Origin of the sequence: Corynebacterium kroppenstedtii (genome assembly GCF_016894245.1) — a bacterium.
Taxonomy (GTDB): domain Bacteria; phylum Actinomycetota; class Actinomycetes; order Mycobacteriales; family Mycobacteriaceae; genus Corynebacterium.
On sequence record NZ_CP069792.1, the window covers coordinates 751,399 to 764,436 of the forward strand.

12 protein-coding genes and 1 riboswitch are annotated in these 13,038 nt (G+C 56.0%); of the genes, 5 read left to right on the forward strand and 7 right to left on the reverse strand.

All coding sequences use genetic code 11. The annotated features are described in order from the left end of the window. Positions 1-302 precede the first annotated feature (302 nt). A complete protein-coding gene (locus tag I6J23_RS03305) occupies positions 303-1,982 on the forward strand; it encodes an LssY C-terminal domain-containing protein (RefSeq protein WP_204582514.1) in 1,680 nt (559 codons plus the stop codon). Positions 1,983-2,243: 261 nt separating this feature from the next. Then, a complete protein-coding gene (gene crgA, locus I6J23_RS03310; RefSeq protein WP_046203692.1) occupies positions 2,244-2,516 on the forward strand; it encodes a cell division protein CrgA in 273 nt (90 codons plus the stop codon). Positions 2,517-2,545: 29 nt separating this feature from the next. Here crgA and I6J23_RS03315 read toward each other — a convergent pair whose 3' ends face one another. Then, complete coding sequence (locus I6J23_RS03315) at positions 2,546-3,154, reverse strand: histidine phosphatase family protein (protein ID WP_204582515.1); 609 nt, start codon at positions 3,152-3,154, stop codon at positions 2,546-2,548. A 459-nt stretch (positions 3,155-3,613) separates the two neighbouring features. On the opposite strand from I6J23_RS03315, the gene I6J23_RS03320 reads away from it, so the two are divergent. Further along, entirely contained in the window at positions 3,614-3,772 is a 159-nt protein-coding gene (locus I6J23_RS03320) for a hypothetical protein (protein WP_169302932.1), read from the forward strand. A gap of 293 nt (positions 3,773-4,065) precedes the next feature. Here I6J23_RS03320 and I6J23_RS03325 read toward each other — a convergent pair whose 3' ends face one another. The 4 genes from I6J23_RS03325 to I6J23_RS03340 all read right to left on the reverse strand — a co-directional run bounded on the left by I6J23_RS03325 (position 4,066) and on the right by I6J23_RS03340 (position 7,319). Beyond that, positions 4,066-4,920 (reverse strand): CbtA family protein, encoded by an 855-nt coding sequence (locus I6J23_RS03325; protein WP_204582516.1) that lies wholly within the window; start codon positions 4,918-4,920, stop codon positions 4,066-4,068. Positions 4,921-4,974: 54 nt separating this feature from the next. Next, positions 4,975-5,220 carry a CbtB domain-containing protein gene (locus I6J23_RS03330; RefSeq protein WP_046203693.1) on the reverse strand — a complete coding sequence of 82 codons (246 nt, stop codon included), beginning with the start codon at positions 5,218-5,220 and terminating at the stop codon, positions 4,975-4,977. Between the two features lie 265 nt (positions 5,221-5,485). Beyond that, a riboswitch (cobalamin riboswitch) is annotated at positions 5,486-5,719 on the reverse strand. An 89-nt stretch (positions 5,720-5,808) separates the two neighbouring features. Continuing rightward, complete coding sequence (locus I6J23_RS03335) at positions 5,809-6,648, reverse strand: rhomboid family intramembrane serine protease (protein WP_204582517.1); 840 nt, start codon at positions 6,646-6,648, stop codon at positions 5,809-5,811. Positions 6,649-6,779: 131 nt separating this feature from the next. Next, positions 6,780-7,319 (reverse strand): peptidylprolyl isomerase, encoded by a 540-nt coding sequence (locus tag I6J23_RS03340; RefSeq protein WP_204582518.1) that lies wholly within the window; start codon positions 7,317-7,319, stop codon positions 6,780-6,782. Positions 7,320-7,431: 112 nt separating this feature from the next. Here I6J23_RS03340 and I6J23_RS03345 point away from each other — a divergent pair, with 112 nt between their 5' ends. Both I6J23_RS03345 and I6J23_RS03350 read left to right on the forward strand, forming a co-directional pair. Further along, positions 7,432-9,030, forward strand: coding sequence for a hypothetical protein (locus I6J23_RS03345; RefSeq protein WP_204582519.1), 1,599 nt, complete (start codon positions 7,432-7,434; stop codon positions 9,028-9,030). A 465-nt stretch (positions 9,031-9,495) separates the two neighbouring features. Continuing rightward, positions 9,496-10,587 carry a phosphatase PAP2 family protein gene (locus I6J23_RS03350; RefSeq protein WP_204582520.1) on the forward strand — a complete coding sequence of 364 codons (1,092 nt, stop codon included), beginning with the start codon at positions 9,496-9,498 and terminating at the stop codon, positions 10,585-10,587. Positions 10,588-10,620: 33 nt separating this feature from the next. On the opposite strand, the gene I6J23_RS03355 is transcribed toward I6J23_RS03350, so the two are convergent. Then, positions 10,621-11,790, reverse strand: coding sequence for a hydroxymethylglutaryl-CoA synthase (locus I6J23_RS03355; RefSeq protein WP_204582896.1), 1,170 nt, complete (start codon positions 11,788-11,790; stop codon positions 10,621-10,623). 20 nt (positions 11,791-11,810) lie between these two features. Continuing rightward, positions 11,811-12,920 (reverse strand): hydroxymethylglutaryl-CoA reductase, encoded by a 1,110-nt coding sequence (locus I6J23_RS03360; protein ID WP_204582521.1) that lies wholly within the window; start codon positions 12,918-12,920, stop codon positions 11,811-11,813. Positions 12,921-13,038: the final 118 nt, after the last annotated feature.

The following is a 13,038-nucleotide window of genomic DNA, read 5'->3' on the forward strand; positions in this document are numbered from 1 at the left end:
GGACTTGAACAGTGATTAACCCAACTTGGAGGGGAGTGCCGCGTCCTTTCTCGTCGTCACTATTCAGGTTTGCGACGGTGCGTTGCTCTTTTTATGCGTCGGCGATACCCCGTTCCGGGGGCGGTATGCACCCGAAACAGGCATCATGCCTATCTTCAATCACGTTCAGGAGCAATTGATCACATTCCGGCATATGCACCCTCTGTCTTCTGCGTAACTGATTCCTACATGGTGGATGGAGGCATCCCCATACGGTGGACATGCGGTGGAAGAGGACAGAGCGCACATGGTTTTACTAGGGTATGGCTATGCCATCTTTGTCGTCGATGTGGTCGCATGCCAGTGATTTGACGTCGTTGCGCAAATTTTCTTCCCGTACTCCACGGGAAAAACGGATCGATAACACATTTTTCCTGCTCGCAGGCTTAGCTGCCATCTGGTTAGCGGGAGAATACTTCAAACTTAGCTTTGTTTTAGATTTTCGTTTGCTGTTAATCATCCCCGCGTGGGGCGTGATTGCTTATCTCACCCTCCCCCGGCTTCATCGAATTCTGACTCGAATTTACGTCCCCAATTACTTCATCGGACGTACACGAACGTCGGATGGGCTTTTGGGTGATCCGGTCAATATCGCGTTTGACGGAACCGCCGAGCAGCTCCACCGCTCAATGACTCAAGCGGGCTGGACTTTGGCAGATCCGGTGACGTTTCGGTCGTCGGCAAAAATTGTATGGAGCTCCATTACTCGAGCGTCCTATCCTGCGGCTCCGGTTAGTCCGCTGATCCTCTTCGATCGCGAGCAAGACCTCGCCTACCAACAGGAAGTGGATGGTTCCCCCTCACGACGTCACCACATTCGGCTCTGGCGATGCCCTAAAGACTGGCCTCTTCCAGGGGGCCACCGCGTGGACTGGGTGGGCTCTGCCAGCTATGACACAGCCGTCGGCGTTAGTTTTTTCACCTTACAAGTCACCCATCGCATTGCCGCCGATATTGATAGAGAACGCGACCACGTCGTGTCGACAGTTCGTTCCTATGTCCCCGAGAGCTCAGTATCGATGATTGAAGATTTCTCGACGGGCTATCACCATGTCAACGGCGGTGGCGACAAAATACACACTGATGGAGACCTTCCCATTGTCGACGTCAGTAGGGTCGCGTTGCGTTCTGGCTCATCCGGTGATGACAGCGCTGGTGTGGCGGAGCAAGCACCCGAGGAGCTGCCCGACGATAGTGAATCGGGCACCACTGAGAGCGACGCCCCGTCGGAAACCACCGCAGCCACCACTCCGTCGGACATTACTGAGACCGCCAGCGACGTCGCGGAAAACGCCGAAACTGAAACCACCAACGAGGAAAGCAACGATGCTGAGCCGATCATGGCACGTGGTTCGGACAATGTGGACTCGACAATCAACGGAACCCGCTACACAGGCCGGGCATCTACGCACTACGACGACGATATTTCCGATGAGGAACGCGCTGCCCGACGCCCCAAGAATGCGCAGCGTACACCGCGGCCACCGAATCTGATGTTGTCCATGGGGATGCTATTCCTCGTCGTCGCGTGGCAAAGTGTCGTACTGCTATACAAAGCGGATCAGCATCGATTTATCCCCGGAACGTTGCAGGACATGGGCTTCAGCCACCATACCGCCTACGTCGCCACGCAATGGTACGTCGGCTTATTAACGTTGGGCACCCTGATCCTGGTTCTGCTCACGCTCGGCGGATTTACGCACGCGCGTGATGCTCTAATGCTGTTCCTCACCATCGCCATCGTGATTTCTATCCTTGATCGCAATGGAATGCGCATGATCGCAGCTGGTCACAACAACTTGCTTCTCACAACAGCGACCATTATTGCCCTGCTAGCACTATCCTCCGACGACGTCCGTAACTGGATACGTGGCCACGAACCAGCTGCCGTGTGGGGGCCGGTGAGAAAAATTCATCTGCCGATTGATGATCATTCGCGGTAGAGGCCTGCACAACCATGGAGTTGCGGGGCCTCACATCTCGCCTTCATTTCACTAGCCCGGGGCCTCAATACTTGCCCTACCGACACCCTGTCAGTGGTTTCACCAGCATTACCGTATTATGGTGACGCTAAAGCTGTTATGTCGGAGTCCACGACATCGTGTAACAGGGCCACATACCGCCGATGTATGCGCTGCCCTTAACCTTGCATGGCAGACAAAACCATCATTCACGCACTGCCACGCGGAGTCAGAAAGGTTGATATGCCGAAGTCAAAGGTAACTGAGTCCTCAGAGTCGAGGCCCGCGTCGTCATCGACGTCCACCCGTACCCCCGTCAAGCTCAACAATGCGTCCACCCCGCTGTGGTACCGCATCATCATGTTCGGCTTCATCATTGCTGGACTTCTATGGCTGGTGGTCAACTACATTGCTGGGCCGCAAATCCCGTTCATGCAGAACCTCAATGCATGGAACTACGCCATCGGTTTCGGGCTTTTCGTCGTCGGGCTCTTAATGACTATGGGGTGGAAATAAGCACAACTGCCTAACGGGCCCTAACGACCCTAGCGCAGCATTCCGGCCGACGCTGGATCGAGGGGTGCCAGGCCGCGAAGGGTCCACATTTCTTTATTGCCGCTGTGCCGACGGTGGAATCGCATCTGCCACTCGGGGGGAATATCGCAGCGCCAAAAAGCATCGGGTGGGGCGTCTAGGGCGTGGACCAGTAGAGCGCGCCCCAGCGATTGGTCGCTGACTGTGATGTACTCCCCTGGTTCTAGCCCGTCAGCCCAAGCCCCCACGCGGCCGATATAAGTGCGCAACGATTCCCCGCCGTGCCCGACGTAGTCCGGGTTTGTCCTCCACTGCGCAATCTTCATTGGCGACACGAGAGGCAAAGGCTTTCCCGCCCACTCCCCCACGTCCCACGGGCCCGGGTTGCCGACGAAAACGCGCGAAGGGGTGGGGCCGTCCGCGTCTTCTGCACACGAACCCGCGTCGTTAATATCACTGAATTCCTCGTAACGACGCAGCGTGTGCCGATAATCTGCCCACCGAACTGCATCTTCTGACGACGCGAATCGTGGCAGATGCGCGCTCGCGAGCGGTGCCGAGACAACGATGAGCCGCACCACGTGGATAGGGGTGCGGCTCTGCCGATGAAAACGCCTCATGCTGAGATTATCCCACTGAGATCGTCCCACCACGAGGCGGCTTTTCCATTAATGCAACGCATTGCCTTCTTGGCACATTGTGGTTGTGGCATGGTCACTCAATCACTGCGTGCTCTCTACAACTTTGTTGCCGGCCTCGTGGCCCGTAGGGGTGCAGTGAGATTCCTTCACCTCAAGAACGGAAAGTGATCTTCGGCGTACCGCAGCTCAGCGCATGTTAGCGAGCTGATTAGTGGGGCGTGTGAAGGCGTATGGGCACACACGTGCGCTGTGTTCATTGCTGTTCAACCCCACTTCTCATGGCCGGCCATGGAGCGTTCGAATTTGCTATGGTTACTTTCGGCCTTGACGTGATGTCAAGCCCCCTTTCGTTGCTGCGCGGCTGTCCCGCGTGAAGCACGTGGGGCCTCCTATCAGCGATGAAGGGGACCTCCAAATTTAACGGAAGGAGGTGATGGTATGGATAGGAAACCTATCCCCAGGGGCCGTAAAGGCTGGCTGAAAGGCATAAGCAAAGCCAGGGCCGTGATCGTCCGGATCCTCGCCCTGGCTTTGAAATATGGGCCTTTGGCTGGCCACTTAGCAGCTTTACTCGATCTGATCGAGAAACTCTGCTAAGAGGGGTTTGCCCCGAGTAGGTCAACGTGTAGCCGCACGGTGGCCTACTTTTTTATTTCCTTACATCACCACCATACGGTGGTGTTGCTTCTCACAATAAGGTCTTCGTTGGTTGTCTGCAAGCTATGTTGACAACTAATTGGTTGTGTGTCAGCCGGTGTCGGTACAGACAGTTCACCTATCCCGATGATCCCACGGATATCTACCGGCACACACGATATGTCCACCAATATGGCAACGCGTAGCTACGTATTGCACTACATAGCTACGCCGAACGGTTGTAGGGCCAGAATTTAGGCCGCGACTTTTTCTTTCTCAGCCTGAACAGCGGCTTTGTGGATGGCCTTCTTGGACACCAACGCGGTACCAAATCCGATCACACCCCAAAAGATGCACTGGGCCATGAATGAATAGACGCGGAAATAGTAAAGATCATCTGCAGGGAACCCTGGGTAGACGATCTTCCCGTCCGGATCTGTCAGCGGGCGAGGTGTCTCAGAATTATGCCGACCAAACTCGTCGACGCTAGCCTGCAAATGCCCTAGAGGTGGGAGCAGCCGACTAAACGCGTACATGATGACAGCAAAAACGGCTGCCGAAATGAGGAAAGCAATCCATGAGTCCATGCGCGCGGACAAAGCCTTGTGCAGGAAAACAACCCCAATCATGACGATCACAGACACGATAATCATCGTGAGGAAGAGCCACGTGCGCTGTTTAATTGTGTCCGGGTTACCGATAGCGGGCGGATTCGACGGATACTTTAAGCAGGGAACGATGTAGAGACAGGCGAACATTGCAGCTGCAACACCGATGGCCGCACCACGAATGTTAGTTGGCTTGGCGTACCGGAGGTACAAGCTGAACACAACCGCGTACAGCAAACCTAGCGCTAGTCCCATGAGAACCATGCCAGTACCGATACCCACGGTCGATTGAATTGTGCGGCTGAACAGTTCGGCTTCATCGCCACCATCGGTGGCAATACCAGCGGCTTTATCGAGGGCATCTTGCGCCTCGTCACGCCCTTCCTCGTAATCAATGGCCCGGCTGATGATGGGCTCTGCCCACAACCTGGCAAAGATGAAGGACAACAGTCCGGCCAGTAAACCAAAGCCCCCGCAGCGTAGAACGAATTGGCGTTCCATTTTTAACTCCAAATATGGGCGTCCACCAGGTCAAACCTGATACCGACGCGAAGATTAGTGGCAGGGGAATCCCAGGAAGTGGCGGGAATCGTGCACCCACTCGTGGATGTGCATGTCATTACCGAAGACACTGGTAGCGCCCTGATCGATACCAATGAAGTAGTACACCAACAAGCCAATAACCAGTGCAGAGAACAACCACACAAATGATGACGGGACATCAATCGCTTCTGCAAGCGCACGTGCCGACGAACGCGATGGGGATGCGGGCTGGGCCGCACGAAGTGATGAATCGGTCATAATGAACACTTCCTCTTCCGGAAAATAAACAATACGTATTCCTACGCGAGTGTAGACCTCAACAATGAAAGTGAAGAAACGCCCTGGCATACGAGACCACGCGCCTGCCTGGGCGTTTCGTTATGGAGTAACAACACTAGAAGAAAAGAATTTTCCTAGTTTGAGAAATTGTGATGGGCGTGAGTTAACCTCCGCCTACTTTCACAAGAGAAAAGAATATAGTTCAGCCAACAGCAGCAACTCCTTTTGATATGACGCGTAACAAAGAAAGTAAATACAAAACGCGAGTATCTGGCTGCTTCGTTAAGCATGCTCACAACCTGGGGTTTTCACCTCAGCGGATCCAATATTCGGATAGTTCCTGCCTGGAACGACCAGGTTGACCAGGCGTACTACCCGACTGCTAACGAAGTCACAGTGGCGCGACCGCCCCGGATTCTCACCGGGTTCCTCATCGTCTTGTACACAACAACTGTAGACCTCATCCCCGCCTTTTGGTAGCCCAGACGCCGATTTTCATCGGGAAATACACCCAATTCGAGCGATTATCCCCCCACGGTCATGCCCCCGGTTACACGCCCAGCGCGCTTACGCCCCCAAAGCGGAATGAACCTGTGCGAGGTAGACCACCATCGCTCCACACCCGACCACAAATACAGCCACCGAGGCGGACAGCCGCGCAAGGAGCCTTCGTTGCAATCCACCGGAGCCACCCCACATGGCACCTCCAGCACCTCCGAGCAATGAGGTGCCACTCGACATCGAGCCAGCACCGTGCGCCATACCAGCGGTTCCTAGACCAGCAGCGACGAACCGCCCTACACGGCGGCCTGGCCCGCGAACACCCGTCATGATGTGAGCGCCGTAGATCGCAACGGCCATCAGTGCACCCGTCAACAATCCCCCAATATGACCCCACAATGAGATGCCTGGAGTTATTAATGAATACCCCAAGTTCACCACAATGAGGACAATAAGAGCTCTCATTTGCGGTTTATTGTTCACGTACATGCCTGCGGCAACAGCCATCAGGCCATAAATCACTCCCGATGCCCCCACAGTCAGTGACAATGGGTCGCGCCACTGGATCATGGCAGCCGACCCGTAGCTTGTGCCCGCAAAAATGATCGCCATCGCCAGCGAACCGTAGGTGCGCTCAATACCGACCCCGAACACCCACAGCATGACCCCATTGAACAGGAGATGCGTCAGACCGGAGTGAAGAAAACTGAAAGTTAGCCCGCGGAGGAGAGCTTCGTTGTCGGGCGTCAGCGCGGGTAAATACAACCACCACGACGCCGCCAAGGACGACTCATGCGTGTTGCCTTCCAGGGACCCGGATTGCACAACCGTCACCAGGTACACAACGATGCAGGCAATCAGCGCGCCCGAGGTCACAGGGGTTTGGCGAATCGTCCGTGTCAGCACGTCATCACACGTTACACGTACCAACGCAGTACACGTACCGAGACGCTACACGCACTGACACGGCCGTCGCGTTACTCGTCGTTAGTCGTCGCGATAGTACACCGCCGACGACACAAAGCCGACGGCTCAAACTAGTCCTCGACGATCTCCACGGAATCAATCACAATGTCGTCCAAGGGACGATCGAAGCGATCCGTCTTAGTTTCCGCGATCGTGTCGACGACCTTCTGGGAATCCGCATCGGTGACCTCACCAAAAATGGTGTGGTGGTTGTTCAGGTGCGGCGTCGGGGCGACGGTGATGAAGAACTGAGAACCGTTGGTGCCCGGGCCAGCATTCGCCATGGCCAACAAGTACGGGCGGTCAAACTGCAGTTCGGGGTGGAATTCGTCACCGAAGCGGTAACCGGGACCACCACGGCCTGTTCCCGTCGGATCCCCACCCTGGATCATGAAACCGTCGATGACGCGGTGGAAAATTGCGCCATCGTAGAATGGGCCCTCTTCTCCACCCGAAGCATTGCGCTCCGAGTAATCCTTCGTGCCCTTAGCCAACCCGACAAAGTTATCGACGGTCTGGGGAGCATGATTACCGAAGAGGTCGATAGAAATATCGCCACGATTAGTGTGCAAAATCGCGGTTGCTGTCTTCTGCGTACTCACGACACTCATTGTACGTAGTTACTAGACGAACCGCCCCCTCACCCCACTACAGTAGTAAAAGACACGTTATAAAGACCCGCCTCTGACCACGAAACCGGTAAGGAACCAATAAGGAAGAACCATGAATTCGTCAGACACAACCATGTTTTTGCGCGCGGCACGCAACCTCTCCGATGCCCGCAAACAGCGAAAAGAGAATAAGGAAGCTCGCGACTTCGATCCCGTTGAGCGACTCGTTGAATACGCAAAAGCGAAGGAATCTAACCCCGGGAAACCGCGTGGTCAGAGCGATAACGGTAAGGTAGATAAGAACGCCAACGATTCGTCCTCTGATAATTCCTCCGAGGCTAAGGGGAAGAAGGACAAGAAAGCGGCTAAGAAAGCTAAAAAGCAGGATAAGAAGAAGGACAAGAAATCGTCCTCCGAAAGCTCATCCAAGGAGAACTCGGCCATGTCAAAGAAGAAGTCCACTCTGGAGCAGATGCGCGCTTCAGCAAATCCCACTGCCGTGGCTGTCGTTGATCGCATCCGCGAAGAGAGCGAACGCGCTTATGACCTTGCATCCGACAAAGCGGATAAAGCTGGCAAGAAGTTAAATAAGGCCCGCGCCAAGGCAGAAAAGAAAGCTAAGAAAGTTCAGAAGAAGGCAGATAAGAAGGCCTCCAAGGCTCGGAAGCAGAACGCGAAGAAGGCCGATGCTCTCCAGAAGCGCGCTGAGGCTTTCCAAAAGAAGGCCACCGAGTTTGCGGAAAAGGCCACTGATAAAGCCAGCGATTTCGCGGACAAAGCTTCAGACAAAGCAAGCGAGTTCGCTGGAAAAGCCCAAGACACCGCATCCGACGTGAGGGGTAAAGCTGCGGAGACCGCCAGCAATGTTGCGGCCGCCGCGTCGAATAACCTGCCTGATTCCGTCAGCGATCGTCTGCCCGATTCCGTAACCGATTCACTGGATCAAGCAGCTGGGAAGAAGACGAAGCGCAGCAAGAAGCCTTTATTTATCGTCCTGTTCGTTGCACTCGTTGCCGGCGGTTGGGCCACGTACAAGTCTCGGTCCTCCAAGAACGTATCGACGGAACCGCCGAAGAACAATAACGAGCCTCGCTTGGTGTACAAGACGGAAACCCCGACGTCGGACAATTCTGCTGGAAACACAGGGGACAAAGCGGAGCATGCCGGAGACAAGGCAGACGATCCTACAGAGGACGTTCGAGCCGCGGCAGCTGAGAAAGCCGATCAGGCCAAGGAGAAAACCGACGAAGTCAAGGAAGCCGCTCAGAGCAAAGCTGAGGAGCTGAAAGACCGAGCCAAGGACAAGGCGGAGGATTTCAAAGCTTCTGCGTCCGACGCTGCCGATAGGGCTGCGGATAAAGCAGAGCAGGCTAAAGCTGATGCCAAGGACGCAGCTTCTCGCGCCGACGATAAGGCCGACGAGGTCAAGAAAGCCGCCCAGGATAAGGCGGAAGACCTGAAGAAAGAAGCTAAGGACGCCAAAGCTGAGGCAGATAAGAAGGCCAAAGACGCTAAGAAGTCCGGTCCCAAGAACAGCGCGCCGAAGAACAGCGCGCCACAGGCCCCTAGTGCCAAGGCTAAAGCTAGCAAAGGGTCCACTGGCAAAGGCAAGACGTCCAAGAACAACGGTGACCAGAAGAAAGGCAAGAATGGTAAGGGCAACTCCCAGAACGGAGCTGGCCGCCACGCTCTCAAGGACGACAAGAAATAGCATCAGCTTGACCATCCGGTCCACTCCCGACCCAATGCCCGATATACCTCCTAGAAACTTCCCTAGGTAGTCGGGTTTCCGCCATATCGCTCCGGCGTATGGCGGTTTTTTGGGTTTTACGACAAATAATGTGTCCGCATGCCGGAAAACTGCGGGGGGATATGCGGGGTAGTTGGCAAAACTGCGGGGGGATATGGCCAAAAAATGGCCGAAAATTGACCATATACCCCCGCACTTTTATTCGGGGCGCATATCCCGGCGCACTTCCGAGCTCCAGGTGTAGCGTCCCCCGCAGTTTTTCCGTCTACCGGCTCCTTCTTAAGTGCATAGGTGCTTCTGGCCCCAGGAATTGGGTCCTTCCTGGAGTTATACGACCGAAGGCGGTGCGGACACCTTCCCGCGAGTTTCACTTATTGTTCATGTTTACGTCAGTGGGGTGTTAAAGAAGCTTGATACACCATACGTATGGCACAAGCACCTAGTCTCCCCACGAACCAGGCCGATGACAGCCAGGCCTGGACGTCTTCATCACAGTCTGATGCGGCTCGCACCACTCCCCCAGCGGGTCCGGATCGAGGCACTCCTCCACACATTCAGCACGACGGGGGTGGCGTCAACCCTATGGCGGTCACAGCGTTACTCGGCGTGGCCACCGTCTTGCTGATTATCTTCACTTTCACTGACAAGCAGGTCAGTGATGCTGTCATCAACCATGACAGCGTATTTGGCACGCTCTTCCAGTCCTACGGCGAGTTCCCACCGGCGGTGCTGGGCGCTCTGGCTATGCAGGTTCTTGCGGGATGTCTCCTCCGCTCCTCTCTTCCAGAAATCGCGCGAGGGCTCGGAAGCATTTTGCTCACGTGGGCTAGTTTCTTATCGATTCTTGGCTGGTCTGAGCAGGCTGAATCATATCGTCGTTCATGGAGTGCAAACCTTTCAGCCGGAACGCCCATCGGCGTGGCCAATAATGATGATTCTGACACGATGAGCTGGTCTCAGTTCGCCCCTGCACTGTTTATGGCTATTGTCCTTCTTATTATCGTTTCGATGGTTGCGTGGTTGCTCATTCGAAATCTGTCAGATGAGACCTTGCGCCTCATCGCCATCTCGGCTGTCGTTATGCTCGCAATAGTGTGGGCTGGGCATGGAATCAATGACCAAATGAAGGATTTGTGGGGTCGCTTCCGCCCCTATGAGGTTGATGCTGGAAAAGGGCCCTATCAGCCGTGGTATCACATTAACTTGCCTAATGGGCACCGCTCGTTCCCGTCCGGCCACACCCAAGAGGGCACTACTCTTGCAGCATTGGCCATCGTGTTACGCCCGCTCGGTGGCAAAGCCTGGCGGATTGCGTTGTGGGTCGGAACGGTGTGGGGAATTCTCATGGCAGCCAGCCGCGTGATCATCGGTGCCCACTGGGCTACGGACACGGTCGCCAGTTTCATCCTGACATACGGCCTTATTTTGGTCGGTTTATGGTTGACGACGTGGGTGGCCAAGCGCGTGAGCTCCACCACCATTTCTAACGACGCTGGTACGCCTGTTCCTACTTCCTAACGGGGTAGGACCTGCCAGCGAAGCTGGTAAAACCTAGCGATGCTGGTAAATCCGGGAGTGATCTTTCACGCCGGCGAATCGGAACGGCGCGTCGGTAACCGCCGGTGTGTCGTAATCCGTAATGTCAGCGACGCGGGTTCCGGGGTGAAGGTCCCGGTAGGCGTCGTAGGTGAGCGGTTCCCGGGAGTCCAGCGCGGTCTTGTGCTCGTCTGCGTGGAGCAGCTCTTGGTACCCGTCGACAATGATGCCGGTGAAGAATTCGGCGACGGCACCGGACCCGTAGGACAGGATGCCGACGCGTTTACCGGCGAGGTTGTCGGATTCGGTCTCTAATAATGCCATCAGTGCCAGGAACACGGATGCCGTGTAGGAGTTACCTATCATGCGGTTGTAGGGCATGGTGGTCTCTAGTTCGGCTGCTGTATCGGCTTTGTCTGCTGATAGACCCACGTGTTCGCGCAACGCCATGTGCGCTTTCACCGCCATTTTTGTAAACGGCTGGTGGTAACAGAAGCGGTCGATCGCGGCGAAGTCGGCCCCGCCGTGATCGATGAAATCGTCGTAGGCTCCGCGAACGGCGTTGAGGTAGGCGTCGATTGAGAGTTTTCCGTCGACCAGGGCGGTGTACCGGTCGTTGGGCCGCCAAAAGTCCTGCACATCGTAGGTGTACACGCCGGATGCCGGTTCAACGGCCAAGATGCCGGGGTTGGCCTGGACCAGGAACGCAGCCGCTGCCGCGCCCTGAGTCGGCTCACCGCCCGAGTTGAGGTCATAGCGTGCAACGTCGGAGGCGACAACCAGCACTTTTTCACGGGGGTTGCGTGCGACGATACCCAGCGCGACTTGGAGCGCACCGACCCCGGAGTAGCACGCCTGTTTCATTTCGATGGTCCGCACCTGGGAGGGCAGCCCGAGGAGCCCGTGAACGTACACCCCGGCGGATTTTGACTGGTCAACGCCGGATTCGGTGGCGAAGAGGAGGGTGCGGATTCCCTCAGTCCCGTTGCGGTCGATGATCCGCTTGGCGGCGGTGGCTGCCATGGTGACGATGTCTTCGTCGGCAGCGGGCTGGCTCATGACTTCTTGGCCGATGCCTTTGTGGAACTTGCCCACGTCGATCCCGTGTTTGTCGGCTAGGGTTTCGAGGGCGAAGCTGTGGTGTCCCGTGGCGAAGGTGATGTCATGGATGCCAATGGGGTTCACAGCTGTGTTCACGGGTGCGTTCACTCGCCTTTCCTTTCAATTTTCACGTGGGCGGCCATCAGTTCGCCCGGATTCGTTTGCGCGGCCAGCAGTGATAGTTCGCCACAGAAAACAGATGCCGCACACAGTACTGCAAGTCGGCGTGCGTTATCCCCCGCTGGGCGATCTTCACGGCAACCGAGGCGTCGCAAGTTTTCTTCGACAACCTCCAAGCCCTGGCCTTTGCCGTTCCCCACTGTACCCACAATGAGGTTGGGGAGGTTGCATGAAAAGTAGAGGTCTCCGTCACGCACTTCGGCATGGGTGATGCCCTGTGACCCTTCGACGATGTTGGCGGCGTCTTGCCCGGTTGCCAGGTAAAAGGCCAGAAGCATATTGGCATAGTGGGCGTTTGCGGTGCGCAACCCGCCGGCCAAGGTGGTACCGACCAGGTTCTTCCGGACGTTGAGGTCCGCGATCTGTTCCGGCGTGGTTTTGAGTCGTTCTTCAACGACGTTGCGCGGGATGAGCATTTCAGTGACGACGTTCTTCCCGCGTCCCAGGATGCCATTGACTGCGGTGGCTTTCTTGTCGGAGCAGTAGTTTCCGGAGATGGATCCGTAGCGCAGTTCCGGGTACTGCTGGAGGATCCACGGCATGAGGTTGTCGGAGGCGAGGGTGACCATGTTGTGGCCGGAGGCGTCGCCAGTGGTGAATTCGAATCGCACAAAGAGGAGATTTCCGGCGTATTGGACGTGCAGGTCGATGAGTTTGGCATACCGGGATGCCTGGGCGACGACGGCCTGCAGTTCGTCGCGGCGACGGTCGAGTTCGGTGGCGACGCGGAGGGCAACCCCGGCGTTGGGAGCTTCGAAGTATACGGATCGTGTCATTCGCTCGTCGACGAGTGTGGCTCGGATTCCGCCTTCGACGTAGCGCGATACTTTTGCCCCGCGGCCGACGGATGGCCACAGTGGCGTTTCATAGGTGGCCATGGGGATGGAGATAGCTTCGTAGCTGGCGCCGGATTCCTGGTTTTGTGTGCCGTCCTCGGCGTTCCATCCCGCTGTCTCCCCCGACACAACGTTGCCTGAGATGTGGACGGGGCCGATCCATGACATGGGGATGGGTGCATATAAATTGTCGCTCATAACGTTTCCTTTTCTTATTCGTAATTGTGTTGTCAGGTGTTTATTTATCGGGCTTTATCTGAGCCCTTATTCGTGAATTGTTTTTTAAATTTTTGCCCTCGAGGGAGCCTGACGAAAA

Excerpts from the sequence above, each read along its gene's own strand:
- I6J23_RS03315 (WP_204582515.1), bottom strand. The coding sequence starts at position 3,154 with ATGAGGCGTTTTCATCGGCAGAGCCGCACCCCTATCCACGTGGTGCGG.
- I6J23_RS03360 (WP_204582521.1), bottom strand. The coding sequence starts at position 12,920 with ATGAGCGACAATTTATATGCACCCATCCCCATGTCATGGATCGGCCCC.
- I6J23_RS03350 (WP_204582520.1), top strand. The coding sequence starts at position 9,496 with ATGGCACAAGCACCTAGTCTCCCCACGAACCAGGCCGATGACAGCCAG.
- I6J23_RS03325 (WP_204582516.1), bottom strand. The coding sequence starts at position 4,920 with ATGGAACGCCAATTCGTTCTACGCTGCGGGGGCTTTGGTTTACTGGCC.
- I6J23_RS03320 (WP_169302932.1), top strand. The coding sequence starts at position 3,614 with ATGGATAGGAAACCTATCCCCAGGGGCCGTAAAGGCTGGCTGAAAGGC.
- I6J23_RS03305 (WP_204582514.1), top strand. The coding sequence starts at position 303 with ATGGCTATGCCATCTTTGTCGTCGATGTGGTCGCATGCCAGTGATTTG.
- crgA (WP_046203692.1), top strand. The coding sequence starts at position 2,244 with ATGCCGAAGTCAAAGGTAACTGAGTCCTCAGAGTCGAGGCCCGCGTCG.
- I6J23_RS03340 (WP_204582518.1), bottom strand. The coding sequence starts at position 7,319 with ATGAGTGTCGTGAGTACGCAGAAGACAGCAACCGCGATTTTGCACACT.
- I6J23_RS03345 (WP_204582519.1), top strand. The coding sequence starts at position 7,432 with ATGAATTCGTCAGACACAACCATGTTTTTGCGCGCGGCACGCAACCTC.
- I6J23_RS03330 (WP_046203693.1), bottom strand. The coding sequence starts at position 5,220 with ATGACCGATTCATCACTTCGTGCGGCCCAGCCCGCATCCCCATCGCGT.